This is a genomic window from Streptococcus bovimastitidis (genome assembly GCF_001885095.1).
Classification (GTDB): domain Bacteria; phylum Bacillota; class Bacilli; order Lactobacillales; family Streptococcaceae; genus Streptococcus; species Streptococcus bovimastitidis.
Genome location: NZ_LZDD01000003.1, coordinates 261995 through 287109, shown reverse-complemented (window position 1 = coordinate 287109; position 25115 = coordinate 261995). Strand labels below are relative to the sequence as shown.

Genomic DNA, 25115 nt, shown 5'->3' with positions numbered 1-25115 from the left:
TTTTCTTACCCCTTTAGTCTTCTAATTCATCATCTGCTAATACACTAGTTCCAGCATATGAAACAGTTTGCACCTTATTTGCAAAATTAGGATTTAATTGTACATAAATCAGAGCAATAATCAACCCTAAAATCCCAAAAGATAATAGACTTAGGTCAAGATAACCTCCAAGGATAAAACCTGCAAAGAAAAATGGAAGAAGGTATTTAATATACATCATATTAAGCACCATTGCATAACCTACTACAACAATCATGCCACCAGCTACAGCTAGCCCTCCCGTTATTACCTCAGGAATCGCATTTAACATTGTAATTACAGCACGTGCATCTACAAAAATTGCTACCATTGTAGCAGGTATGGCAACGCGCATTGCTTGAAAAATAAGTGCGAAAAAATGTAAGAAGATAATTTTTCTAAAATTAGCATTCTCTGCTTCCTTATCAGCGGCATGTTGAATTGCAACAGTAACTGTACGAACGAGTACAGTTAAAACTTGTCCTGCAACAGCAACTGGTAATGCAATTGCAATACCTTTTTGAATATCTTGATTACCGACAACAACTAAAATAGTAGAAATAACACTGGCTAAAGCTGAATCAGGTGATTGAGCTGCTCCAATATTCATCCATCCTAAGGCAATGAGTTCTAATGTTCCTCCTAAAATGATGCCCGTTGTTAAATCACCTAAAATTAATCCCGTTACGGTACATGCAATTAGTGGTCTATGCGTTTGAAATTCGTCTAGAACACTTCCCATACCAGTAATACTAGACCAAATAAATACTAAAACTACTTGAAACAATGATAATTCCATTATTCATTCTCCTTTAAAATGTTTACACAGTTACTGAATCGAGTAAAGCTTTAAAATCCTTAGGTGTATCAGTTGAAACAACTCGGCAGTCTAATTTGACACCATGTTTTTCAAGTTCATAAAAAGCATCAATATCTTCTTTAAAAACAGAAATAGCTTTAGTAATTTGAACTCTTCCTTCTTTATATTGCATTCCACCAATATTAATTGACTGAATAGGGATTCCTGCATTTACTAATTCCAAAACCTCACTAGGTTTTGTAAACAGAAAGAAGACTGTGTCATTCTCATATTTGGGATTGTGAAAAACTTTAATGGCTTTCTCAGTTGTAATAACATTTACTTTTACACCTGGAGGTGCTGCCTGCTTAACCAAAGTCCTCCGGATCTCATCATTAGCAACTTCATCACTAGGAATGATGATTCTTTCAGCATTTGCTTCTTTTGCCCATACAGTTGCAACTTGACCATGTATTAATCGGTCATCAATTCTTGCTAATTTAATTTTCATAACAAATCCTCTTCATCTTGATTCTGATCTTGTTCAAAGATTCTAACAGTTTCACTAGCCATAGAAATAAGACTTTTTGAAATCTCATTAAGCGATTTACCACTATTATTTAAAACAGCTGCTTCCAGTACCAAAGGAAGTGACATTCCTGAAATAATTTCAATTGAACTAGTTGGATTCTTCATAGATACAGCACAACTTGCATTAAAGGGTGTTCCGCAAAATAAGTCTGCAAAAATAAGCACAGGAGATTTAAGCGCTTCCAATTTTTTGGAAATCTTTTCTTGCAGATTATCTAATCCTTCCTCAGCTAAAAATTCAATGGCATGGAAATTTGGCAGTTCTCCATATAACATCTGAGCTGAATTCTTCATTTCTAAGGCCAATCTACCATGGGCGATTAAAATGATATGATTCATACAATTTATCCTCGGGTCTTTCCACCGGCTACATTGGTTGTAACACCAGTAATATAACTAGATCTATCAGAAATATAGTAAGCTACTAAATTAGCGACCTCGCTTAATTTTCCACTCCGTCCTAATGGTGTAGTGCTAGTAGATGAATAACCAGCTCTAATGTCGCTAACAGTTTTTCCTCTCGTATAAGCTAAAGCTTCCTCATAGGATTGAGTTCTTAGACCAGTTGCTTCCATAATTCCTGGAGCGATCCCAACAACTCGAATCCCATGTTTTCCAAGCTCCTTTGACCAAGACCGTGTGTAACTATAAACAGCTGCTTTAGTAGCTGCGTAAACACTTTGACCTTCAGAACCTTCAAGCCCAGCTTCTGATGACATGTTAATAATTACACCTGACTTATTCTCAACGAATATTCTACCTACGATTTGACTCATTATGAATAATCCTTTTTGGTTAATTGTTGTGATCTTATCAAATAATTTATCACTAATTTCATAAATACTTTGTGGTGACTTACCGTCAACTAGTAAACTAGGTACATTTATTCCAGCATTGTTAACAAGAGCATCAACTTTACCAAATTTAGTTACAACTTTATCAACTGCTTCTTCAACTTGCTGACGATTAGTAATGTCAACTTTTATTGATAGCAAATTTTCATCCGTTAAATCTAGGGTAGTTAAATCAAAATTTGCGACTTTAACACCATCTTCAAGCAATTCTTCTACAATCGCCTTACCGATACCAGATGAACCACCTGTTACAATAGCTACTTTTTCTGAAATATTTAACCAATCCATTTTTCAACCTCTCATTTGTGACTTGGGTTTAACATTTGTTACAAGTTTAGTATAACACCCTTTTTAATTTTGTCAACACTTTTGTGAAATCAATTTCACAATGTTGTAATAGAAGAGTTAATAAAAAGAGTTGATGGTTACCATCAACTCTTTTCAGATATGTTTCAACATATCTCTTGCAGTATCTTCTGTTGTGACTAATATATTGATATATCTCCCCCTGAGGGCTCCAATCAATGCTGGAACTTTACCACGTGATTCAGCAATACCAATCCGATAAGGACACTTTCTAAGTTTTTCAACTGAAATACCAATAATTCTATCATCAAGTTCACTTTCAATATGATCACCAATACTATTATAAAACCTTGAAACAACATCCCCGACCATATCATTTTCTTTAATTTTTTCAATTATATCCTTACCATAGAAGTCCTGCCACGTTTGATTGTTCATTAAAATTGGACTACCCACACCCATTATTGCAACATCTAAATTATCCCAATATGTTAAAAATTCTTGATTGAATTCATTTTTCATGAGTTGCTCCCTTAGAGAACTTGTTTCAAGAATTGCTGGTGAGTCAATCATTAAAGCCTTGCCATTTAATTTTTTAGCTGCTTCATAAGCAATTGTATTAACATGGTAATCACTAATAAGTCTCCCTGAGGGGCCACCTATCATTGGGACACAAATAATATCTTTTAGTTTTAGGCTAGGCATTTTTTCTGAAACCGCAGACATTGTTTCTCCCCAGGAAAATCCAATTATCATTTTATCATGAAGAAGTTCTTTTAGATATGATGACAGCCCCTCAGCTAAGGATAAGTCTTTTTGTTTTCTAGTCATATCAGTCGCAGTAGGGATAACAATAGCTTTATGTAATCCAAAGTTTGACTCAAGTTGTTGTTCAATACTATAAGTACCTGCTTTATCATACTTAATTGTTATTGTAACGATTCCCTCGTCTCTAGATTGTTTAAGTAACCTACTTATTGTGGTTCTATGAATTCCTAATTCCCTAGAAATTTGACTTTGGGTCTTATTTTCTTGATAATACATTTCCGCAATTCTTACTAATAATTTATCTTCAGACATCTAGTTTTCCTCTATATTATTTAGTCTGAGAGTATTGTAGCATATTTTTTTATATAATCATATGTTAATTACTTTCACAAACGTGAATATTTCTGATTTTGATATTGCATCAATAAACATTAACCTTTAATCTAACTCGTCACCATTACTTTGAATGACTTTTTGATACCAGTAGAAGGAATCCTTAGGTCTGCGTTCCAAGCTACCCTTGCCCAAATCATCCTGGTCCACATAAATGTAGCCATAACGTTTAGACATTTGCGAGGTCGAGACACTAATCAAATCGATTGGTGCCCAGCTGGTGTAACCAAATAAATCAACCCCCATAGCAACAGCCTTTTTCATTTCTTCAATATGGGCTTTCAAATAGGAAATGCGGTAAGGGTCATGAATACTGCCATCTGCCTCAATAGTATCCTTAGCTCCCATACCATTTTCCACAATAATCAAAGGCACTTGGTAGCGGTCATAAAGCTCTAACAAAGAAATGCGCAAGCCCACGGGGTCAATTTGCCATCCCCAGTCCGTTGACGCTAAGTAAGGATTTTTCACACTCATAATGGTATTGCCCGCAGTCTTTTCCAGCTCGGGGTCTGCTGATTCGGTCCGTGACATATAGTAACTAAAGGCTAGATAATCAGCTCGGCCATTCGCCAAAAGCTCCTCATCGCCCGCTTCCATGTCAGGTGCCACTCCTTTAGCCTGCAATCTCTTCAAATGAAGGACCGGGTACTTGCCAAAAATTTGAATATCGGAATGGGAATAATTGTCCAAATTTTGAGCCAGCGCCAATGCCACATCCTCAGGATGACAAGTGTGAGGATAGGTGGTCAATTTGGTCAACATAGAACCAACCTGACTACCCGGAATCATTTGATGGCATTTTTGCGTGGCAATGGCTGCCGCCAAGTACTGATGATGCAAGGCTTGATAGACAGCCTTTTCCAGCGAGTAAGCCTGGCATTGATCGGGAATGATGCCAGCTGTGGTAAAGGGATGTCGACCGACAGAATCGATTTCATTGAAAGTCAGCCAATAAGTCACATACTGACCGAAAGCTTCAAAACAGCATTCCGCAAAGCGGGTAAAATGGCTAATCACCGCACGATCCACCCAACCATTATATTTAAGGCTTAAAGCCAAAGGCATCTCGTAGTGAGATAGGGTGACAATAGGCTCAATGTCATGTTTCTTAAGCTCTTCAAAGACCTTTTTGTAAAAGGCTAGACCCGCCACATTAGCAACTTCCTCCTCACCGGTTGGAAAGAGACGGGACCAAGCAATGGAAAGACGCAATGTCTTAAAACCCATCTCCGCAAAGAGAGCAATATCTTCCTCATAATGATGGTAGAAATCAATCCCCCGACGCTTAGGGTAGTCCTTGGCATCATCAGTCGCCATAGCTGTTTCAATCATGGCAGTGGTAACTGTATTATGACCAGCATAATCAGTCACATCCAAATTTGGCTTAAAGACAGCAACATCAGCAACCGAAAGGCCCTTACCATCAAGATTCCAAGCCCCTTCAACCTGATTGGCCGCAATGGCACCACCCCATAAAAAATCATCCCTTAATACACTCATGTTAGACTCCTTTATTATTGATGCAACAGTTTTTAAAACGAAAACGAATTCATCCTTATTATACCGCTAATTTTCGGGAAATTCTAATGCGAACAAGATGAAACAGAAAAAGACACCTCACTTGTTAGAGAAGTGTCATGCTAAAAATGATGAAATTAATTATTGAATCCTAGCACTCTTGACCTATTTCCCTTGAAGAAAGTTATCCAATTCTTCTAAATCTTCCTCAGACAATTTAATCTCTAAAGCCTTAACGGTATCAGTCATGCGACCAGCTTTTGTAGTACCAACCAAAACAACGTCAATCGGTTTTTTAGCCAGCTCCCAAGCAATGAGCACATCCGCCTTGGAGCAATGGTGACGATCAGCTATAACTTGCAAGCTTTGACTAATTTCTTTTTCAAAATCAGACAATACCTGTGTTTTCGAACGGACTGTTTCTTCATTTCCCTTGCGGGTTAAACGTCCACCTGCTAAAACCTTATAGGCTGTTAGGGAAACACCCATATCTTTCAGCATGGGGAATAATTCTTCTTCAGCTTTGCGCGATAGGATATGATGCTCATTTTGCAAGGAGATGAAAGGCGTCCAACCATGCATTTTAGCCGTATACTGGTACTTAGCAAATTGCCATGCTTTCATGTTGGAAGCCCCAATATAACGGACTTTACCCATCTCCACCAAGTCATGCAAGGCTTTCATGGTTTCCTCAGTCGGAGTCTCCATGTCTGGACGGTGAATAATATATAAATCAAGGTAATCAGTACCTAATCGTTTCAAGGATTTTTCGACTTCATCAAAAATCACCTTGCGCGACAGACCCTCGGTATTGGGCTTGCGACTATAGCTCAAGCCACATTTACTAGCAACGACCACATCCTGACGCTGAGCATATTTCTTCAAGGCCCGACCCAGTATTTCCTCAGACTCACCATCGGTATAGATATTAGCCGTATCAAAGAAGTTAATGCCAAGATCCAGACATTCCTTAACAATCTTTTCAGCCTCTTCTTCACCAACTGTCCAAGAGAACAGTTTTCCCGGAGTCCCAAAACCCATGGTACCCAGACAAACCTTCGAAACCAACAAACCACTCTGACCTAAACGTGTGTATTCCATTATCTTACCCTCATTTCATTAAATAAGTTCATTATAAACTATGGAGTCCACTCCAAGGCAAGTAAAACATGAAGATTTTTAGTTTTCAGCGGCAGCTTTGGCTAAGGCAAAGTTACCAAGTGTTGCGGAGCCATTATTCTCAATAGCAGGGGTAACAATATAAGATTTAAGATCAGGCACTGGTAGATAGCCGTTAAGCAGCTCTACGAATTGACAGTGAACTCTATCAACCATATGTGCTTGAGCCATAACGCCACCACCGAATACAATGACCTCTGGGCGATAGAGCATGGTTGCTTGAAGGGCCGCTTGCGCAATATAGAAGGCCTGAATATCCCAAACTGGTGAATCCATTGGAATAAGCTCTCCTTTAATACCAGTTCTAGCTTCTAAACTTGGTCCTGCGCCCATCCCTTCGAGACAGCCCTTATGGAAAGGGCAAACTCCAGTAAAACCATTTTCTATATCAGTCGGATGAGCCATAACATAGGTATGACCAGCTTCTGTATGCCCCATACCACCAACAAATTGACCATCTTGAATAGCTCCAGCCCCAATTCCAGTACCGATTGTGTAATAAACTAGGCTATCGACACCTGACCGAGCCATTATTTCACCATAGGCTGAACTATTAACGTCTGTCGTGAAATACATAGGCAGTTTAAGGGCATTTCTAAGACCACCCAACAAATCAACATTAGCCCATCCTGGTTTTGGAGTGCTGGTAATATAGCCATAAGTGGCTGAATCAGGGTCAATATCAATAGGACCAAACGAGCCAATGCCTAAACCTACTAAATCTTTAGCAAAAGGCTTGAAAAAGGCAATGCAATTGGCAATAGTCTCTTGCGGATTAGTCGTTGGAAACTGCGTCTGTTCAATAACGCTAAAGGAATCATCACCAATAGCGCAGACAAATTTAGTACCACCCGCTTCAATACTTCCATACAATCGTGTCATTAAAATCTCCTTCAAATTAACTTTTGTAATTTGTGCCCCCCTTGAATAAAGTAGGTTGAAGTTAAGGCAGCTTCCCCATCATTAATTAATATTTCAATCGAAGACTTATCAATAACCACTTTCAGTTTCTCAGCACTAATATTAACTGCTTTTATCGATGTATCCCATTCTTCTTCACCAATAATTTTTAGCGCCTGTTTACTTCTATCAATGTAAACACTATTGTATTTATCAGTATATCCAAAAGTAATATAGTCACCTTCAGAACCCAATTTCATTTCAAAGGAGCCGTCAATATCAATCGTTAAGACCCCTGGTCCTTCTGATACTTTATTTACATCAATGATAGGCAATTTCTCAATGACTTCCTCAATAAACTCTTGTTTAATAGTATTATTTTCAACTTTTAACACTCTAGGTATTGTCATTTGCCCTGACCAGTGATGTTTGAGTTCATGAGTAACAACGGTCCTTCCCCATGTATGCATCCAAGAAATCATCAGTCGACGTCCTTTATCATCAATCAAGGTTTGAGGAGCATAAAAATCATGGCCTTGATCTAACTCTTTAACGGATTCAAACAGAAAGATTTTTTGTTGCCAATCCACTTTCCCTTTAAAAATAACTGCTGAATTAATATTTGTGTAGTGATTCCCATCTTTGGGGTATCGCATTGGTGATAGAACAAGGTAAGATTCACCATCAATTTCAAAGTAGTCTGGGCATTCCCACATTTTACCTTGTCCCTTTTTACCTTCAAGAAAAATAGATTCAAATGACCAATCCACTAAATTTTCTGAACTAAGTAAAACAATACACCCTACCTGATTTTTATGTTGAGCAGCAACAACCGAATAATAACAACCATCTTTTTCAAATAACTTAGGATCCCTAAATTCTGAAGGTATTAAATCTGAAGGTAATATTTCTCCAGTAGCTACTGGATTTGAAGCTAATTTTTGAAAATGAATACCATCTTTAGAAAATGCTATATTTTGAACTTGACGATTTCCATTTTTAGAATCAATTATATTTCCTGTGTACATTATCCACAAAGTGTCATCTTTTACAATTGCACTTCCTGAGAAACAACCATCCTTATCATATGGCATATCTGGTGCTAGGGCAATGGGTAAATGTTCCCACTCAACAAAATCTTTTGTTTTCGCATGTCCCCAATGCATAGGACCCCAAACACTATCATAAGGATAATATTGGTAAAAAAGATGGTATTCATCTCTGAAATAAACAAATCCATTAGGATCGTTTATCCAACCAATTGGGGCTGAAAAATGCACCTCAGGCTTGAAAGTATTATTTACAATGGCATTATGATTATTATTAATAAACGCATTTGCTTTTTCAATTGAATACTCGAATTGACTCATTTTCACTCCTTATTCTTTGTACTTAAGTAATCGTCATAATATTTTTGTTTAATTGTGAGCCAATCATTCAACCCATAACGACTTAATTCTTTTTTATAAGCGTCCCATTCTTTGTCAATTCCACCTTTTGTAATCCATTCTGCTCTTTTACGAGCGATATAATCTGTCATATCAGCTTCAATTTGTGCCGTTTTATCAAGATCTTTCTCTTTCATGAACACTTTAGGATAAATATTATTATTTTTCATATATGGTACGTAATTTTCTTTCAACAAGTCCAAACGCCATTTTGCATCATCTGGCATTGTTGTTACTTTACCATAGTAACTATCAAGAATTGCTAATGGTCCACCAACTTCTGTTTTTTGGCGAATTTCAGTTGGGGCAGTTCCCTCAAGTGGTAAGTGTTTCAACATTTTCTTTTCTTTATCAAATTTAAAGATATTTTGTTGTTTTGTATCCCCAAATGTGCCCCAATTATTCTGAACAGATTGCAGTGGTGTATACTGTTGGTCAATCCATTTAGCTGTTAACTCTAAATTCTTATTAGCACTAGTGATAACCATACGATCCCTTGAGAAACCTACATTGTTTGTTCTCGTAACATTTTTTTCGCCATTTGGACCAGATAATACCGGAAGAAGTTCATAATTACTTTTAGCACCTGTTACATTATTTTTATCCCAAGTGAAGTAGACTCCAAATTTATTTTCTCCACCCTTCGCTACATATGAATTCCAATCTTGTTCAAAGGCTTCACTATCTAATAATCCCTTTTCTTGAAGAGTACGCATAAATTTAATACCCTCTTTATAACTATCATTATCTGCGGTAAAGTCAACCTTATTGTCATTATTAACAATAAGATGGTCATCATTATCTCCTTCACCAAATGACCCTAGAAGAACTTTGAAATCTTCATTCCCTGGACTATTAATGAATGACATAGGAATTTCATCAGCTTTGCCATTTCCATTCGGATCTTTAGTTTTAAATGCTTCCAGCACTTTAACTAGTTCCTCTGTTGTTTGTGGCATTTCCAAACCGAGTTTATCTAACCAATCCTTATTAATCCAAGCCATATCATTAACACTATGAATAGATTCTTTTCCTTCACCAAGTTCTTCAATCCAAGGGAATGAATAAATGTGACCATCAGGAGCCGTAATCATTGATTTATATTCAGGTTTTTCTTCTAATACTTTTTGCAAGTTAGGCATATATTTTTCAATAAGATCATCAACTGGAATGATAACTCCTTGTTTAGCCCATGACATTAACTCAACATCCGAAGCACCATCATTGTGGATTGCGTCTGGCAAGTCACCACTTGAAATATCTAAATTACGTTTTTCAGCAAAATCCGATTGATAGTTTGTCCATTCAATTTTTACACCAGTTTCTTTTTCCATCCGTTTCAAAATTAATTTTTTATTTGGATCTTTAGGAGCTAAAGTTGAACTACCTGTCATAAATTTCAATGTTACTTTATCCTTTAATGGGAATGAAACTTTTTTTAGTTCATAATCAGGGCTAGAAACTGTATTTTTTGCTCCACAGGCACCAAGTACAATTGCACTTGCTAACACGACAACACTCGATGTAATCCATCTTTTTTTCATTGTATTTCTCCTATAAATAAATTTTTATTAACCTTTTAGTGAGCCTGCCATAATTCCCTTGTCAAAGTATTTCTGGAAAAAAGGATACATGACAATAAGCGGCAAACTAGAAATGATAATTGTGGCATATTTTATCATCTCTGCAATTTTCTTCATCTCATTCATTGCTGCTTGCGCGCCAATCATATTTTGACTCACCTCGCTTTGAATCAAAATATTCCGTAATACCAGCTGTAATGGAGCAAGATTTGGATCTTTAATATAAATCATTGCATCGAAGTAAGAATTCCATTGACCCACAAATGCATAAAGAAAGAGGACAAACATAATTGGTTTAGCAAGAGGAAGCATTATTTTCAAGAAAATTTGAAAATCATTTGCCCCATCAATTACAGCAGCTTCAACTAATTCTTCAGGTAGACTTTGGAAATATGTTCTCGCTAATATAATATTCCAAACATTTACAGCTCCTGGGATAATAATTGACCACATCGTATTCAACATTCCTAAATTTTTAATTAGTAGATAAGTTGGGACTAGACCACCACCAAAAAACATAGTAAATATTAAGAAATAATTAATCCATCTTCTACCAACTAGATCTTTTTTTGAAAGAGGATAAGCCGTTAAAACCGATATTGCAACTGTAAGTAATGCAAAAGTTACCGAATAAATAAGTGAGTTGATAAACCCTCTTAAAATTGCCCCATCTCCCAATACACGTTGATAACCTTCGATAGTCCAATCTTGAGGGTTTAAACTGAGTCCTTGATTTGCAAGAACTTGAGGATCCATAAAAGAAGCAATCAAAATATAACCCATAGGTACGATAGTGATTAAAACCAAAAAACCAACAATGATTTTATTAACGACTAACACTCTTTTGTCAAAATCAGTATATAAATTAGTATTCATAATCCTCACTAAATCCCTTCTCCATCATTGATTTTTTCTACTATTTTATTTACAGAGAATAGTAGAATCATATTGATTACTGAGTTAAATAAACCTACAGCAGTTGAATATGAATAATCACCTGAAACTAAACCAACTTTATAAACATAAGTTGAAATAATTTCTGACGCTGGTAAATTTAGAGAGGTTTGCATTAAAAATGCTTTCTCATAACCGACATTCATAATATTACCAGCAGCTAAGATAAATTGTATTACCATTATTGGTTTAAGGGCTGGTAAATCAACATGTCTAATTCGTTGGAAAATATTTGCCCCATCTAATTGAGCAGCTTCAATCAATGATGTATCTACATTTACTAAAGTAGCGGTATAAAGAGTTGAGGCCCATCCCATTCCTTGCCAAATACCACTAATAATATACAAGGGTCTAAAATATCCTGGACTAGTCATGAAATTGGTTTTTAGCCCAAAACTTTTTAAGATATCATTTACTGGACCCTCTACTGAGAAAAACAAAAAAATCATTCCGACAATAACTATTACAGAAATAAAGTTTGGTGCATATAGAATTAATTGAATTCTTTTCTTTGCTTTCTCACTTATTAATTGATTTAGCATAATAGCTAAAATAATTGGAGGAAAAAAACCCAATAGCAAGCCAAAGACACTTAACTTGATTGTATTCCCAAGTAGAATATTAAAATTTGGTGAAGCCAGAAAATTTTTAAATTCCAAAAATCCAACCCAAGGACTCTTTAAAATTCCTAAGAGTGGATTATAATCCTTGAAAGCAATTAATACTCCATACATTGGTATATATTTAAAAATAAAAGTTAATAAAAGTCCTGGTACTAACATAAGTAATAATAATCGTTGTCGTTTTACTTTAGCTAAAAAATTCGACTTGTTATTTTTTATTGACATCTCTTTCTCCTTTTTTGAAACGTTTCATTTTAATAGGAATATAATAGAGTGACTTATAAGTCTACTCTATTTGAAACGTTTCATTTATCACCTTTAAAAAAAAGTAAATCGATTTATTTACAGATAAATTCTACCATTGATAGCGCTTTCTGTCAACAGAATTTTTTTATTTTTTTGTTGTTGGCCCATCAATAAATGAAATTGGTAAAGTAACTTGTAATTTATGGGGCTCATTTTCAATAATACTTAATAAAATACGAACTGCTTCTTTTGCCATTTCTTTAAGTGGTTGTTTAATTGTTGAAATAGGGTAAGATTTCTCATTAGCGAGTTTTATACCATCATAACCAATAACCTGGACATCTTTTGGAACTTTTTTTCCCAATTTTTCCAAAATATCAATGACATCAAGTGCAGTAAAATCGTTTATCGCAAAAATCCCATCAATATCAAGATGGTTCTCCAAATAAGAAGTTAAGGGTCTAACAAAATCATCAAAAGGCTCTTCTAGATCAAATACCCGAGGAATGACATCTTTTTCTTTCAAAAAGCTCTCAAAACCGTTTCTTCTATTCTTTGTTTCATTATCTGTTTTATTATGACTTCCAACAAAGAGAAGATTTTTACAATTATTTTCAAGTAATACTTGGGCTGCTTTTTGTCCACCAGAAAAGTTATCAGAACTTACCCATGGAATATCTTTACTTCCATAGGATCTATCAATACTAACAAATGGAATATTAGAATTTAAATAATCCTCAATTGGACTATAGGTGATTGCAATGATACCATCAACTTTATTTTGTTGTAGCATATTGATATATTCTACTTCTTTTTTAAAACCATCAGTATTACATAAAAGTAATTTGTAATTTATTTGACTTAATTCTTTTTCAACATAAAATGCAAATTCTGAAAAGAATGGATGCCATATTGTTGGTACAATCAACGCAACTGTTTCTGTCCGATTAGTTTTCATGCCTCTAGCATAATTATCTGGAACATAATTTAATTCTTTAATTGCTTTGTTTACTTTTTCTAGCGTAACCTTTTTTATTCCTTGTTCATGATTGATAACCCGTGAAACGGTACCTACACTTACACCAGCTTGCTTGGCAACATCTTTCATTGTATATGATTTTTTTATCATAGCAGAGCTTCACACCTCCTCTAAATTATTTAAACATATTTTAACACGTTTTAGAATTGTTTACTATATCTAACGAATCACTCAGTGTTTTTATGAATAAATTTCTGATTGCTTTTTTCCACTTCTACCATCAATTCTGCCAGCACAGCATCAAGAACACCAGGTTTTTTATTGACGTTATGACCCATATTGGGAATGGTAATCAGCCGACTATTGCTGTACTGCTGGGAAATTTTCAAAGAATGGCTAGGGCGAATCATGTCCCTCTGGCCGACCAGAACAAAAACCGGAATGCTGTCAGAGAAATGACTTGGCACAATGGTCTGGTGGGCCATCATTAACTGAGCAACATGATATGCATTTCTTTTTTTGGGGGAAAAGATGCTCCCTAAAGCCAGTTTCAAGACCTTGATTGAAATGGAAAAAACATAATGAAGCAGTAAGCCAAAGAACGTAATATTGCCAGCATTTAAGAGGAGTCCACCGACCTTATGGGGAAAGAGATTCTCATAAGCAATGGCTAAATTAGCCCCATCAGAGTGCCCGACCAAAACATACTGATCCAAATGTAAAGTTTCTAGTAAATCATAAACATCTTTCGCCATTTTGGCAGAGCTTATCTTCTTTTTCATAGCTCCCGATTGCCCATGACCAGGACTATCCACCAAAATCAATTAATAGCTATCAGCCAAATGCAGTTGTGGTTTGAAATAAGCCACTGTCTGATTGTTGCCATGGAAAAAGACGATAGGATAACCCATCCCATAAATTTCATAGTAAAGCTTTTGCCCTGAGGTACTTGTAAAATACATATTCTGCCCTGATTCTAATGGTGGTGATTTTAATTTTTCCAACGATTCCATTCATTATATCACTAATTGCTGACATCACTCTTTTTCTGCTTTTAATTCTTGATATTCTAAATAAGTCAAAAGATTCATTACTTGCTAATATTTTGACTTACGAGTTTGTTCAATATACTTTTTAACTTATTCTTTTCATTGTGAGTTAATTTGTTTTGGATTGCATTATGATTAGGTAAAGTGCCAACGTGAGTAGAAATATTTCTTTCAGGATCGATGATTACGAGAAAAGGAACTTCTAAGTTACCTCCAACATGTTTTGCATACAATTTATTTAATTGATTTTTATAGTTGTCTTTAAAATTCTTGTCTTTGATATTGGTGTAATTGGCTTTTATCTTGTTTTGTTCTAAAACTTCATCAAGAATTGGCTGAAGTTCTACACACCAAGGACAATTTTGATAACCAAAATAATATATCCCAGGTTTTTTCGAGGATATCATTTTCATTGTACGACCAAATGGTTCCTTAGTAAAATTAATAGAGTTTTCTATTCTAATTGAATTACTTTCTGTTTTTGTGTTTGCAATATAATAGACAAAAGAAATCGAAAATAATAGAAAGAATATCTTTGAAATAATTTTTTTCATATTTTCTTCACCAACCTTATTATTGAAATCAGAATGACTTCACCGTCTGAAGTAACTGGAAATAAGTTTATTATATTGGAAAAACATAATACTTTTGTATAAAATCCATAAATACTATAATCTTGAAGAATTACTCCCAAACCAATTATTATTATCGGAGAAAGTGCTGATACAAGTAGATTTTTAAAATTAGATTCTTGGTTTTGATATTTTATTGACGGACAACAAAAGTTGAATTTTATTTCAGGTGATAGATTGAGCAAATACGCAGTTAGAAAATGAAAACTTTCATGTAAAATCACAAGCAAAAGTGTAATCACTGAGAATAGTAAAAATGTTAGAACAATAATTTTCGTTTCCTCCATTTTTGTAAAACATAATATATACCTAACCAAACAAAAATCATAATGAGATAAATAATTAATATTTTATAAGTCAATCCAAATACGGTATAAAGCCCATTACTATTTTCTGCACTTTTTATATACAACCCCATTACTGTTATTCTTTCAGAATTATTTACTTGAAATAATTCTATACCATAGTCAATTAGAAATAATATCAACCAAAGTAAATTAATATAACAAAATTGTTTTATCATCTTTTGAATCATACTAAACTTCTTTCTTTTTTTAATAAATAAAGAATAATGGCTATAAATATTACTATTACAAATATCATTGGCAATAGATAGTTCTTCATAATCAATATCATGACAACTGTTAGAAATAGTAAAAATGTTGAAACAGTTTCGTTTAATGTGCTACTACTTTTGGGAAATAAAGCTCCAATAATGATTGCTGCAAACGCCAATAATATCCCCCATAAAAAGTCATGATATCTACCTGGCAAATAAAATCCCAAAATAATTAAGGGAATTTGAAAGACCACAACACAAATTGATACTTTAAATAATTCTTTCAAAATAGAAACATTGAGTAAATTATATATTTTTCGAACTTTCGCAGTTGAATCAAAATAATGCAAAAAAACAACATTAAGAAATGGAAAGAGTTGGCCAAATATAGATAACATCGTCATAAAATCAGCAACTATCAATGAATATAAACATGTTACAGTTAAAACAATCTGAGAAACAATATAAAGTTTTGTTCTCATTAAACCTTTGTACTCATTAGGAAGATATCTTGAGAAGGGCAAATAATAATAAGTGCTTTTTAAAAATTGATTTTCTATATTCCTATAAGGAATACTTAAAAAAATAAAAACAATAATAATATTGAAAACAAAGCAAATTATTGTCAAATAGATAGGTTGATTAATTAGTTTTGATAAGAAAGTCTCTAGTTTAAATCTCCCAATGTAAAAAAAATAAAAAGTCAAACACAAAAATGCAACTGTTAGAAAATTTTTCAATTTGGAGTAATATGAGATAAATATTTTATTAAATGAATTATAGTAAAACAAACTCAGCATATAACCGTTAAAAAATGAAAAATGACAGGTGAAAAATAAAAGAGTTGAAATAATCACATTTCCAATTATTTGTAACCCAGGCATCATTATGATGAAAAATAATTCAAAAAATATAGCCGATGTCCCTAATTTGAAAAACTGCACAGCATATTTTAATTCATTTTTATGATATGGAAGAGATTTAATCGTAAATAACGAGCTACTTTTCACCTGAATTATGGCTTCTGATAAATGGAAAATTAATATGCCAAAGACAAATGATAAATCGGAATAACTTGTAATTGATAATTTTTGAGCAATTTTAAGCTCCTCAAATGTATAATTCCCTCTATTTTGACCTAAGTTTACAAACTCCACTGCATTTATATAGAAATAAAAGCAATAGAGAATCAAGAAAGTTGTAAGTAAACCATAAATCCCAATTTTATTTTTGAATATTGGTCTTTTAATAAATCCATGGAAGGAATCGTTAATAAATAGTTTTACTATTTCCAAAATATTCATGTAATGAATTGATTTTATCACTGATTCCTCCTATAGATTTCACAATATTGTTCTTATCATTAACATTTCCTAAAAATGGAGTAATACAACCTTTATTCATGATAAAAATATTTTCCGGAAATCGTTTAAGGGTATCCATATCATGTGATACAATGATAAAACTTCTTTTTTCTTTAAAATAGTCAATTAAGCTTTCTAATAATATCACCGTGTCAAAATCCAAACCACTAAATATTTCATCTGCTAAAATATAAGGTGTAAATGAACAAAATGAAGCAATAACTTGAATTTTCTTTTTCATACCAAAAGAATATTTTTCTATTAAAGTATTTTTATATTCCGCAAGATCAAAAAGATTCAACAAAAATTCAACTAGTAAAAAATCAGCATTTTTATAATGTTTTAGAATAAAATTTATATATTCTTCTCCAGTCATAAATTCTGGTAAATAAAAATCCGAAGGAATATAGAAAATTTGTTCATTATATTCTTTACTCTTTATTGGAAAACCATTGCATATAATTTCCCCAGAACTAAATGGAATCATTTCAGATAATACATTCATGAAAGTGGATTTTCCACATCCATTTGTTCCGATGATAATACTAACTCCACTATTTGGAAATTGACAAGAAATTTCTCGTAAAATTCTTTTGCTACTAAAAGATTGATCTAAATTATTTATATTAAACATTACCCCTCCAAATTAGGAAATAAATAAAAACAATATTTCTCACATAAAATGTTCTTTTATACTACTTACATGCAATACCCATTTGACCAGATTTTGGCCAGTTATATTTGATATTAAACGCGAAGGCATAACCTCTACTTGTACAATACCATGCATAAAGACCAATTGCCGCAAGAGTTACCATGGCAACAATAATCCAAAACCACTTGTTTTCTAGTGTGTTCTTATACTTTTCATTTAAATAATCTGTATATTGTAATATAGCCAATTCCATATTATTTTTGTATTTTTTTAGTACAGTATTCATATTTTTTCTCCTCTTCTATAGTTTTTAAATAAGTTAATTTAGAATATCACCTATTCAATAGTCTGACAATGTCAGGGAAGTCTGATTAAATTGTTTCGTAAAAAAATAAATGATATGGGAAAAAATTTCTTGCAAGAAATTTTCGATTTTAGAGATGAATTTTTTTATTTTAAAGGTACCCATAAGCCATCTCACTAATTACATTCGAAAAAAATTCCAAAAAACAAAAAAAACATCACCTTTTCAGGTGATATTTTTAAGTATGAGTATTTTTCTTATTTATTTTCTTTACGATTTTTACCAGTTAATAGAGCAAATGCGCCCATAAAGCTAGCTGCTACTACTGCTAAAGCACTATTTGAAGATTGACTACCAGTATTTGGTAAGGCTGCTTGTGGAGCTGATTGAGAACTTACTTCTTTGTTCTCAGTTGCAACAGGCATTGGAGCAACTTTTTGTGAAACTGGTTTAGCAGTTGATGTTGCCACTGGACTTGTTGTTTGACTTTGACTAACTGAAGTTGAAGCCACTGATTCTGATGTTGCACTTGTTGATTGAGACCATGAATTTGAATATTCATAATAAGTTTCTGTTGTTGACTCTGATTGTGTCAAACTTGCTGAAGTTGACTCAGAAGGAAAAGCTGATTCTGATGGGAATGAACTTGTTTCAACTGTTGAACCAGATAAGCTAGCAGATTGTGATGGTGTTGCTGAGAAAGTTGAATCAGTACTCATTGATAAGGAATAGTTAATAGATGAAGATTCCAAGTATGGCTTAGTAATGCTATCAGAAAGAGACTCGAATTCTGACATTGAAATACTTTCAGATTCTGAGAGGGATAAGGATTGTTGTTCAGAATATGAAGCTAGCTGTGAACTATTTAAAGTTGAATTAGAGTAAGTGTAATAAGTTGATTCACTAGTCGCCTCTGATAAAGATGGCATAACGCTAGCTGAAGCTGAAGCAGAGTCAGAAATCACAGCATTTGCGGACGCAGCAACAACGACATTAGAATCCAATTGTGTCGTTTGATCTAGAGCCATTTCAGACGTTAGCCCAAGAGTAGTCGCATCAGCTGCCTCTACTGTTTGAACAAGAGCTGAAGCACCAGAAATAGCACCAAGCGCCGTCAGTGTTTTTAAAATAGTATTTTTCCCCAAAATTTCTCTCCACCGAACAAAGTCGGTCTCTCTTTTATAAAATATGAAAGTAAAATGACTAAATGTTTGAATATTATCAAAAAATTAATCCATTCACAATATTTTTAATATTACAATAACTCAAAAAAATAGTCAATCATAATATGTCACAAATTCACAGAATAGTTCAATAAAACTGACCAATCTTTAAATTCACTAACAAAGGCTCAAATCTTGATGTTTTTTCACCCTTTGCACAATATTTCAATTCATAATTATGATTAATTTTTGGCTTTTTGACATGATTTTATGGTAAAATAATTAAAGAAAAATGAGGAAAAAGAAATGTCTGAAAGAGTAAAACAAGTCCTAATCGTTTTAGCTTGTATCCTTGTCACCTTACCAGGGGTTATCTTCTTTGGTTTTGTCGCCTTCACCTTGTATGATATCTTTACGTATCAAGATAAAACGGATAGTTTATATGATGAAAACAAATTCAAACCCCTGTTAATCTCTTACTATAAAAAGAGTGGTTTCAATGGGAAAATTAAAAATTTTAATATTGAGCTTGATGCCTTTGAGAGTTATTACTTATACTCATATGATTATGTTGAAAACATTAATGGCCACAAAGTGACCTATAAATTTAGAGATTATCGATTACCGGCTGGAGGAATCGAATCATTGCCCCCAGTGACCAGCACAGAAGACTTGATTTCAAATCACCTCTTTAAATATGATGAACATATCGCTTATTTATTTGACAAAACCTTAGGCCACGGACAAGAGGCCAAAGAATATAACCAAAAGATCAAGTATTCTTTTTCAAAAACAATCAGTGATGAAAAAGGAAGGTTAATTAACCCAAGTGGAATAGCTCTCTATTATGATAGACCTACTTCAAGAGATTACGACCAGAAAGCGGTCAAACAACAATTAATCAAAGATATTGGTCCCCTTGAAGAAGCAAAAAAGAAACCGCTTCTTGGAATCTATGACCTAAAATTAAAATCCTATTTAGCTAATTATTTCTATACCTATAAAATCTACATGTCACCGATTTACGGAAAAGTGAAACAGGGAACTTCCCTTAAAGCAGAAATCGATCGTATGACAGGTCAATTGGACCAATTAAATGTCTCCCAGTGCCCAGATGGTTATTATGAGGTTGACTTTGAATACACAAAGGATAAAGACTCCTATGATAGTTACGATCTGCTTTTCGGCGTTGAGGTCAAAGATGGGAAAATCAATCTGATTGAATACCCAACAGATTATGAATAAAAAAAAGCATCCTCGGATGCTTTTACTATACTCAAATAATCAAACCTTGGTATTCCGGAAGGTCAAGACCCAAGAATTTAGATAAAGCTAGCATCAAAAGGCGATGATCATTGCCATGATGCAAACCGGAAATGCCTAAAATTGCCACCATTTCTCCAGCCACCTTAATGGGAAAGGCACCCGCAACTGGCAAAATGCGCTCCAAATCCAAAAGTTGCGGATCCTCGCCTAACAAAGCTAGAGAATAGAGACTAGAGAATCCCGTCACTCTGACAGCAGCCATCTTGCGCAGAGCAAAACCAATATTGCGCTCCCCGCCAGAATTACCAATGTATTGGAAAATGGCCGCCCCATCAGATAAGCGCTCAATCCGAATGGCCGGCTCCTCGCCAAAAGCCACCGCTTCCTCCACCAAAAGCGCCCCCAAAGCCAGAGCCGCCTGACTATCGAAAGACTGGAAAATCAAATTTTCTTCAATGCTTGCTAAGATTTCCTTGTCTTCTTTAGAGAATTGCTGCGCTAATTCCATTAAATTGTGAGACATTCTTATTTACTCCCTTCGATTCTGCCAGAGCCTTCATCAGACAGAATTTGTTTTTGACTTCAAAACCGACTAGCAGTTACCAACAAGCTGAATGGACTTTTCAGTATACTGCATAACTTCAAAATAGTTGCCATCCGGATCACGAAGCCACATCTGGTAAGTCTCAGACGGACCCTTGGAAATATCGTGAACCAGCTCCACACCAGCGGCTAACAGCTGATCACGCGTCTTGAAAATGTCGTCCACCAAAAGGGCAAAATGCGAATAACCCTTATGCTCATCCCACTGCGTGTGCTCCTTCTGAGTCGCATGAGCCGTAAAAAGTTCAATAAACTGACCTGGAGCAGCCTCAAGGTAAATATTAAAAATTCTGTCAGGCTCCTCACGCGCAATCTTCTGCAAAGCCGGCCGGTCATCCCGATCCAAATAAATAGAATAGTTAACCTCAGACTTCTTAGTCATACCCAACTTGTTGACGTAAAAATCCAACATCTGATCCAGCTGATCCGTGTAGAAAGCAATATGCATCAAAGACTTAAATTCCATGCTAAACCCTCACTTCTTCTTATTTAACTAGCTCAATTTTACCACAGCCCAAGACCAAAAAGACCCCTCAACCCCAAAGCGGTCAAAAGGTCACAAATTGATTGAAAAATGTGGGGGAAAGATGAACAAAAAGTTCGGGAGGAGGTCTTCTACAAAGACACTATTCAATTTTTTAAATTGAATTCAAAAAGTTGTTTTGACTTCCAAATCTTTTTTCAATAAGATTATTTGACTATATCGAATCATGAAAGAAAAATTATCAAAGATGATGTCAGAGGGCTGATCGAATGTTAAAGTTGAGAAAAAACATAAATCAATTTAGAAGATTCTATTTTATTTTAATTGCCTTGATCTGGTTTAGTAGTTTACTTATTCCATGGGACTGCGAGATTATGGGGTATTACCCCTATTTTATTATTGTTAATCTAATCTTACCAATTTGTTGCGTATTTTCTTTATTGCTAACATTGATCACCAAAGAATTGAAATATATTTTTCTTGGCTTCATATGTATTTTTGCATTTTGGATTCAATTCAATCTAATCTTTGGATTGTTACCCGCCTTCCTAGGTAATTAGAAAACTGAATTAATTTAAAAAATAAGATGAATGAATCCCCTTCTAGTTTGTTCAGAAGACTGCTAAGGAGATTTATTCTTTTTTTGTTAATACAAGAATTTTAGCTCCAAACAAATGAACTACTCAAATCTTTTTTTAAAAAAAGAGCCCATCTCCATATTAAAGGAGATAGGTTTTATAAAAGTTGAATGAGTATTCAATCATAATAGAATCAACTACCAATCAATATCAAATTCAGAAACACCTTGCGAGATTAAATAATCCTTTAAATCCTCATAAAAGTCATCTTCTTTTGCTGGCGCACTTCCATCATGCGTAAATCTGCCAGTATTATCATCCCAATCTAATATTGTAACATCATATTGATCAGTAGTTTCATTCCATTCAACTTCAGCAGTGTATGTAATATCTCCAGATATCTCTTCAAAATAGTCTTGTCCTATTTCAAAATCTGGTATCAAAACAGTAAATGGATAAGTTTTAGTAAACTCAAAATACGATTGACGTTGTTCTACGGACTCTTTATCCTTATCCGAATTCATAAAAAAATCAAAAATTCCCATAATTCCTCATTTCTTTGTATACATTATTAATAAATAATTGATAAATATAAGATTTAACTTACTTTTTAAACAATACTTTTTCAAGATCATTTATAGCAACTAAAAGTTCTTTTACTCTTCCTCTATCATCTTCTTTCATTTTTTGTTTAAGGTCAATGGAAATATCTCCTAATTGTTTAACCTCATTTTTTAATTTTCTTTTTTTCGTAAAAGTATAGGCACCACTACCTACAAGTAGAACTGGTGCTGAAACTAAGGCTGCAATACTAGCTATCCCTCCAACAGTACCTCCTACACCGAATCCTGCAAGAGTAGACATTATTTGTGCACCCGACATACCAGCAAAAACTGAATAAACGGCTCCAATTCCTAGCATACCTGTGCCAATACCACTTAGGGCAGCAACTAATTCAGGAGCAACATTATCTGAATATTCATATTTAAACTTATCTTCTGCAAAAGTATTCAATTCCAATAGCAACATCTTATATAAATCAACTTTTTTCGAATTTAACATTTTTGTTCTCTTTTCATATTTTCAATATTTATACTAAGACAATAATCATCTTATAAATAAGGCATTTTATCTTCCTCAAACTCTCCAAGAAATTTGAAATCATGGTATTTTATACCATCATATTCATACCCAGTATAAGAATAACCATTAATTGTTTCTCCTTGATATTCTTTAAACTCAGCAACGGCTTCTTCATATGTATAAGCTGATTTGTTGAACCAGACAATATCAACATTTTTATCCCATCCTATTTGTGTTGCCTCAAAAACATATCTCATATCTTGTCCCTTCTTTTTGCTGTGATTTCTATTTTAGCTTTCAAATTCACTTATTTTTTTACCATCATTACAATCTTTTTCGTTATTTTTTATTGTCTTGAACTTCTCATTTACATAATATATTGCCCGTCTCTTAACTGTCTCATTAATATTTTTTTTCTTTTTCTATTTTTAAAATAACTAACTCTCGAAAAGATGAAGGTTCCTATTGATATTAATCCAGTAGTTAAAATTATCCCTTCTATCCTACCTTGTGTGCATCCTTTTTCAAACCCGTTATTATACCCAATTGTTTCCCCTTCACTAAATCCATCACTAAAAACAATTTCAATAAATTTTTCTGGACCTCCAACCTGACTAGCTAATTTACTTAATTTTGCATATTCAAATTCATTAACTCTATCTTTATTCATTAAATTTGAAAATTCATTTAACATTTCGTTCATAAATGATACCTCATCTTCTTATTTATGATGATAATATCAAATTGTCTAGAAAAAGTCTTTCTCATTCTGAGAATATTTCAATTATTGTAGACAAATCTTATTAAGGATAAATAATTTTTCGCGTATTTATTTCCCATTTTTTCGAGATCTAGCATGAGTAAAATGCCAAAATTATTATTATTTATCTCATTGAAACTGTTATTTATTATTCCAAAAATGTAACGTAAGGCTAAATAATATTCTCTCAAATTATATAATGTTTCACTGCCTTTGAGATTGGATAAAAGTAATAATATAAAATTATCTATTTCTGATTTTGATGTATCAATAATTTCGTCCAAAGATGTCTTTTTTCGGTCTAAGTAAAAATTTGAAACAAAAAATTTAGTGTTATTATACTTATTAGTTTTTCCTTGATGCTTTATAAAACTTAAAAATTCATCCCTAATTTCTGACATGTTCCCCATTGATGCTACTAAAAAAATAATTCCTAGTATATTTGCTCGTACAACAGCAAGATCAGTTTCAAAATATAAGTCAAAGTATAAATCAAATAACTCATCCATTTCATGATCTGTGAAATGTTCAAAATTATTAAACCAACTTTTATGTAACTTTATTGCTCTTGTAAACTTTTGATTTTGTTTAGCTTCTGTACTAGATAAAATGGGAAACATGATTAAACACTTTTTATTAAGAAATTCATAATTATTTTTTATGTTATTTAACATTTTAACTGTTTCTAAACTATCAGATAAATCAGAGTATAATAAATCATCTATACTAACATTATAATGATTCGATATTTTTTCCAAATCTTCATAATTCGGCTTCCTCTTATTATTCTCATATTGTGAAATTGTATTTATAGCTTTACCTAATATTTCAGACAAATCAGTTATAGTCTCACCATTTTTTTCTCGAATTTGCTTTAAATTTTGCCCTAATCTTTCCAATTCCTGTTTCTCCATTTTTCATTTTAAAGATTTATTATTATTAGTTTGATATTTTTAAATTTATTATTATGAACCAATTATACCACTTTTCAAATCGCTTTCATGGTATTTTATAACCTTTTAAGATTGTATTTTTCAACGAATTAAAAAAAATGACTCAGTATTTCCAATTTACTGAGTCATTTTATTTAATAATGATTGGTTATACATCCACTCAACTAGATAATATCCAATAGATTCTTTAGCCTTTTAAGATGTTTAGTAATTCCTCTTGACTGCCTTAACTAATATTTCTCAATGATATGCTGGCTGGAAATGGAGTACTCCTATAACTACTATTCATACTAGCCTTACCATTTAGAAGTTCTATTATTCCGATCCCAAGCTTTTTATACTCACCGAAGACCTCTTTTGCTAGTCTTGAGTCACCTTTTTCTACATCTTGAAATTCAACTACCATCATCTTGCCAAAATCTTCTGGCGACATATTATCAAGTTTGCAATCAATTGTTGAATTTTTTCTCATTTAGAGCAACTCCAATTGTCTTTACTTT

The 25115-nt window shown here is 33.5% G+C and carries 30 protein-coding genes; 1 reads left to right on the top strand and 29 read right to left on the bottom strand.

Annotated elements, in window-relative coordinates; translation table 11 throughout:
* Positions 1–13 precede the first annotated feature (13 nt).
* From A9Q68_RS09830 to A9Q68_RS09730, 21 genes are all read right to left on the bottom strand, one after another.
* Entirely contained in the window at positions 14–817 is an 804-nt protein-coding gene (locus A9Q68_RS09830) for a PTS mannose/fructose/sorbose transporter subunit IIC (RefSeq protein WP_071794508.1), read from the bottom strand.
* A 22-nt stretch (positions 818–839) separates the two neighbouring features.
* Positions 840–1328: a PTS sugar transporter subunit IIB gene (locus A9Q68_RS09825; RefSeq protein WP_071794507.1), complete on the bottom strand. Its 489-nt coding sequence runs from the start codon at positions 1326–1328 to the stop codon at positions 840–842.
* Positions 1325–1747, bottom strand: coding sequence for a PTS sugar transporter subunit IIA (locus A9Q68_RS09820; RefSeq protein WP_071794506.1), 423 nt, complete (start codon positions 1745–1747; stop codon positions 1325–1327). The genes A9Q68_RS09825 and A9Q68_RS09820 overlap by 4 nt, the downstream gene beginning before the upstream one ends.
* A 5-nt stretch (positions 1748–1752) precedes the next feature.
* Positions 1753–2550 carry an SDR family oxidoreductase gene (locus A9Q68_RS09815; protein ID WP_071794505.1) on the bottom strand — a complete coding sequence of 266 codons (798 nt, stop codon included), beginning with the start codon at positions 2548–2550 and terminating at the stop codon, positions 1753–1755.
* A gap of 153 nt (positions 2551–2703) precedes the next feature.
* The gene (locus A9Q68_RS09810) at positions 2704–3648 is read right to left on the bottom strand and encodes a sugar-binding transcriptional regulator (protein WP_071794504.1); all 945 of its coding nucleotides are present in this window, start codon (positions 3646–3648) and stop codon (positions 2704–2706) included.
* 126 nt (positions 3649–3774) lie between these two features.
* Positions 3775–5232, bottom strand: coding sequence for a glycoside hydrolase family 1 protein (locus A9Q68_RS09805; protein ID WP_071794503.1), 1458 nt, complete (start codon positions 5230–5232; stop codon positions 3775–3777).
* Between the two features lie 183 nt (positions 5233–5415).
* Entirely contained in the window at positions 5416–6351 is a 936-nt protein-coding gene (locus A9Q68_RS09800; RefSeq protein WP_071794502.1) for an aldo/keto reductase, read from the bottom strand.
* Positions 6352–6429: 78 nt separating this feature from the next.
* The gene (gene scrK / locus A9Q68_RS09795; protein WP_071794501.1) at positions 6430–7311 is read right to left on the bottom strand and encodes a fructokinase ScrK; all 882 of its coding nucleotides are present in this window, start codon (positions 7309–7311) and stop codon (positions 6430–6432) included.
* 11 nt (positions 7312–7322) lie between these two features.
* Positions 7323–8699, bottom strand: coding sequence for a glycoside hydrolase family 32 protein (locus A9Q68_RS09790; protein ID WP_071794500.1), 1377 nt, complete (start codon positions 8697–8699; stop codon positions 7323–7325).
* A 2-nt stretch (positions 8700–8701) separates the two neighbouring features.
* Complete coding sequence (locus A9Q68_RS09785) at positions 8702–10321, bottom strand: ABC transporter substrate-binding protein (protein ID WP_071794499.1); 1620 nt, start codon at positions 10319–10321, stop codon at positions 8702–8704.
* A 27-nt stretch (positions 10322–10348) separates the two neighbouring features.
* Positions 10349–11236, bottom strand: a complete 888-nt coding sequence (locus A9Q68_RS09780) for a carbohydrate ABC transporter permease (protein WP_071794537.1) — start codon at positions 11234–11236, stop codon at positions 10349–10351.
* Between the two features lie 8 nt (positions 11237–11244).
* Positions 11245–12162, bottom strand: coding sequence for an ABC transporter permease (locus A9Q68_RS09775; protein ID WP_071794498.1), 918 nt, complete (start codon positions 12160–12162; stop codon positions 11245–11247).
* A 166-nt stretch (positions 12163–12328) separates the two neighbouring features.
* On the bottom strand, positions 12329–13312 hold the full coding sequence (locus A9Q68_RS09770; protein ID WP_071794497.1) for a LacI family DNA-binding transcriptional regulator: 984 nt from the start codon (positions 13310–13312) through the stop codon (positions 12329–12331).
* Between the two features lie 77 nt (positions 13313–13389).
* The gene (locus A9Q68_RS09765) at positions 13390–13977 is read right to left on the bottom strand and encodes an alpha/beta fold hydrolase (protein WP_276204052.1); all 588 of its coding nucleotides are present in this window, start codon (positions 13975–13977) and stop codon (positions 13390–13392) included.
* Positions 13978–13986: 9 nt separating this feature from the next.
* Positions 13987–14175, bottom strand: a complete 189-nt coding sequence (locus A9Q68_RS11005) for an alpha/beta fold hydrolase (RefSeq protein WP_240494231.1) — start codon at positions 14173–14175, stop codon at positions 13987–13989.
* Between the two features lie 77 nt (positions 14176–14252).
* Entirely contained in the window at positions 14253–14765 is a 513-nt protein-coding gene (locus tag A9Q68_RS09760) for a hypothetical protein (protein WP_071794496.1), read from the bottom strand.
* Positions 14762–15130, bottom strand: coding sequence for a metalloprotease family protein (locus tag A9Q68_RS11165; protein WP_071794495.1), 369 nt, complete (start codon positions 15128–15130; stop codon positions 14762–14764). Before A9Q68_RS11165 ends, A9Q68_RS09760 begins: the two co-directional genes overlap by 4 nt.
* Positions 15131–15374: 244 nt before the next feature.
* The gene (locus tag A9Q68_RS09745) at positions 15375–16727 is read right to left on the bottom strand and encodes a hypothetical protein (RefSeq protein WP_131814179.1); all 1353 of its coding nucleotides are present in this window, start codon (positions 16725–16727) and stop codon (positions 15375–15377) included.
* Positions 16672–17400, bottom strand: coding sequence for an ATP-binding cassette domain-containing protein (locus A9Q68_RS09740; RefSeq protein ID WP_071794493.1), 729 nt, complete (start codon positions 17398–17400; stop codon positions 16672–16674). The genes A9Q68_RS09745 and A9Q68_RS09740 overlap by 56 nt, the downstream gene beginning before the upstream one ends.
* A 61-nt stretch (positions 17401–17461) precedes the next feature.
* Positions 17462–17707, bottom strand: a complete 246-nt coding sequence (locus tag A9Q68_RS09735; protein ID WP_071794492.1) for a hypothetical protein — start codon at positions 17705–17707, stop codon at positions 17462–17464.
* Between the two features lie 275 nt (positions 17708–17982).
* Complete coding sequence (locus A9Q68_RS09730; protein WP_071794491.1) at positions 17983–18870, bottom strand: LPXTG cell wall anchor domain-containing protein; 888 nt, start codon at positions 18868–18870, stop codon at positions 17983–17985.
* A 324-nt stretch (positions 18871–19194) separates the two neighbouring features.
* Between A9Q68_RS09730 and A9Q68_RS09725 the strand changes: the two genes are divergently transcribed.
* A complete protein-coding gene (locus tag A9Q68_RS09725; RefSeq protein WP_071794490.1) occupies positions 19195–20133 on the top strand; it encodes a hypothetical protein in 939 nt (312 codons plus the stop codon).
* Between the two features lie 31 nt (positions 20134–20164).
* Here A9Q68_RS09725 and A9Q68_RS09720 read toward each other — a convergent pair whose 3' ends face one another.
* The 8 genes from A9Q68_RS09720 to A9Q68_RS09685 all read right to left on the bottom strand — a co-directional run bounded on the left by A9Q68_RS09720 (position 20165) and on the right by A9Q68_RS09685 (position 25087).
* A complete protein-coding gene (locus A9Q68_RS09720; protein ID WP_071794489.1) occupies positions 20165–20677 on the bottom strand; it encodes a heme-binding protein in 513 nt (170 codons plus the stop codon).
* Positions 20678–20746: 69 nt separating this feature from the next.
* Positions 20747–21223 carry a VOC family protein gene (locus tag A9Q68_RS09715; protein ID WP_071794488.1) on the bottom strand — a complete coding sequence of 159 codons (477 nt, stop codon included), beginning with the start codon at positions 21221–21223 and terminating at the stop codon, positions 20747–20749.
* A gap of 793 nt (positions 21224–22016) precedes the next feature.
* Positions 22017–22364 (bottom strand): hypothetical protein, encoded by a 348-nt coding sequence (locus tag A9Q68_RS09710; protein ID WP_071520185.1) that lies wholly within the window; start codon positions 22362–22364, stop codon positions 22017–22019.
* Positions 22365–22422: 58 nt separating this feature from the next.
* A complete protein-coding gene (locus A9Q68_RS09705; RefSeq protein ID WP_071794487.1) occupies positions 22423–22881 on the bottom strand; it encodes a hypothetical protein in 459 nt (152 codons plus the stop codon).
* A gap of 50 nt (positions 22882–22931) precedes the next feature.
* Entirely contained in the window at positions 22932–23159 is a 228-nt protein-coding gene (locus A9Q68_RS09700; protein WP_071794486.1) for a hypothetical protein, read from the bottom strand.
* Between the two features lie 110 nt (positions 23160–23269).
* The gene (locus A9Q68_RS09695; protein ID WP_071794485.1) at positions 23270–23605 is read right to left on the bottom strand and encodes a hypothetical protein; all 336 of its coding nucleotides are present in this window, start codon (positions 23603–23605) and stop codon (positions 23270–23272) included.
* A gap of 77 nt (positions 23606–23682) precedes the next feature.
* Entirely contained in the window at positions 23683–24561 is an 879-nt protein-coding gene (locus tag A9Q68_RS09690; protein ID WP_165605242.1) for a helix-turn-helix domain-containing protein, read from the bottom strand.
* A gap of 280 nt (positions 24562–24841) precedes the next feature.
* Positions 24842–25087, bottom strand: coding sequence for a hypothetical protein (locus A9Q68_RS09685; protein ID WP_071794483.1), 246 nt, complete (start codon positions 25085–25087; stop codon positions 24842–24844).
* Positions 25088–25115: the final 28 nt, after the last annotated feature.

Coding starts and splice junctions, on each gene's coding strand:
- A9Q68_RS09830 (WP_071794508.1), bottom strand. CDS start 817: ATGGAATTATCATTGTTTCAAGTAGTTTTAGTATTTATTTGGTCTAGT.
- A9Q68_RS09825 (WP_071794507.1), bottom strand. CDS start 1,328: ATGAAAATTAAATTAGCAAGAATTGATGACCGATTAATACATGGTCAA.
- A9Q68_RS09820 (WP_071794506.1), bottom strand. CDS start 1,747: ATGAATCATATCATTTTAATCGCCCATGGTAGATTGGCCTTAGAAATG.
- A9Q68_RS09815 (WP_071794505.1), bottom strand. CDS start 2,550: ATGGATTGGTTAAATATTTCAGAAAAAGTAGCTATTGTAACAGGTGGT.
- A9Q68_RS09810 (WP_071794504.1), bottom strand. CDS start 3,648: ATGTCTGAAGATAAATTATTAGTAAGAATTGCGGAAATGTATTATCAA.
- A9Q68_RS09805 (WP_071794503.1), bottom strand. CDS start 5,232: ATGAGTGTATTAAGGGATGATTTTTTATGGGGTGGTGCCATTGCGGCC.
- A9Q68_RS09800 (WP_071794502.1), bottom strand. CDS start 6,351: ATGGAATACACACGTTTAGGTCAGAGTGGTTTGTTGGTTTCGAAGGTT.
- scrK (WP_071794501.1), bottom strand. CDS start 7,311: ATGACACGATTGTATGGAAGTATTGAAGCGGGTGGTACTAAATTTGTC.
- A9Q68_RS09790 (WP_071794500.1), bottom strand. CDS start 8,699: ATGAGTCAATTCGAGTATTCAATTGAAAAAGCAAATGCGTTTATTAAT.
- A9Q68_RS09785 (WP_071794499.1), bottom strand. CDS start 10,321: ATGAAAAAAAGATGGATTACATCGAGTGTTGTCGTGTTAGCAAGTGCA.
- A9Q68_RS09780 (WP_071794537.1), bottom strand. CDS start 11,236: ATGAATACTAATTTATATACTGATTTTGACAAAAGAGTGTTAGTCGTT.
- A9Q68_RS09775 (WP_071794498.1), bottom strand. CDS start 12,162: ATGTCAATAAAAAATAACAAGTCGAATTTTTTAGCTAAAGTAAAACGA.
- A9Q68_RS09770 (WP_071794497.1), bottom strand. CDS start 13,312: ATGATAAAAAAATCATATACAATGAAAGATGTTGCCAAGCAAGCTGGT.
- A9Q68_RS11005 (WP_240494231.1), bottom strand. CDS start 14,175: ATGGAATCGTTGGAAAAATTAAAATCACCACCATTAGAATCAGGGCAG.
- A9Q68_RS09760 (WP_071794496.1), bottom strand. CDS start 14,765: ATGAAAAAAATTATTTCAAAGATATTCTTTCTATTATTTTCGATTTCT.
- A9Q68_RS11165 (WP_071794495.1), bottom strand. CDS start 15,130: ATGGAGGAAACGAAAATTATTGTTCTAACATTTTTACTATTCTCAGTG.
- A9Q68_RS09740 (WP_071794493.1), bottom strand. CDS start 17,400: ATGTTTAATATAAATAATTTAGATCAATCTTTTAGTAGCAAAAGAATT.
- A9Q68_RS09735 (WP_071794492.1), bottom strand. CDS start 17,707: ATGAATACTGTACTAAAAAAATACAAAAATAATATGGAATTGGCTATA.
- A9Q68_RS09725 (WP_071794490.1), top strand. CDS start 19,195: ATGTCTGAAAGAGTAAAACAAGTCCTAATCGTTTTAGCTTGTATCCTT.
- A9Q68_RS09720 (WP_071794489.1), bottom strand. CDS start 20,677: ATGTCTCACAATTTAATGGAATTAGCGCAGCAATTCTCTAAAGAAGAC.
- A9Q68_RS09715 (WP_071794488.1), bottom strand. CDS start 21,223: ATGGAATTTAAGTCTTTGATGCATATTGCTTTCTACACGGATCAGCTG.
- A9Q68_RS09710 (WP_071520185.1), bottom strand. CDS start 22,364: ATGGGAATTTTTGATTTTTTTATGAATTCGGATAAGGATAAAGAGTCC.
- A9Q68_RS09705 (WP_071794487.1), bottom strand. CDS start 22,881: ATGTTAAATTCGAAAAAAGTTGATTTATATAAGATGTTGCTATTGGAA.
- A9Q68_RS09700 (WP_071794486.1), bottom strand. CDS start 23,159: ATGAGATATGTTTTTGAGGCAACACAAATAGGATGGGATAAAAATGTT.
- A9Q68_RS09695 (WP_071794485.1), bottom strand. CDS start 23,605: ATGAACGAAATGTTAAATGAATTTTCAAATTTAATGAATAAAGATAGA.
- A9Q68_RS09685 (WP_071794483.1), bottom strand. CDS start 25,087: ATGAGAAAAAATTCAACAATTGATTGCAAACTTGATAATATGTCGCCA.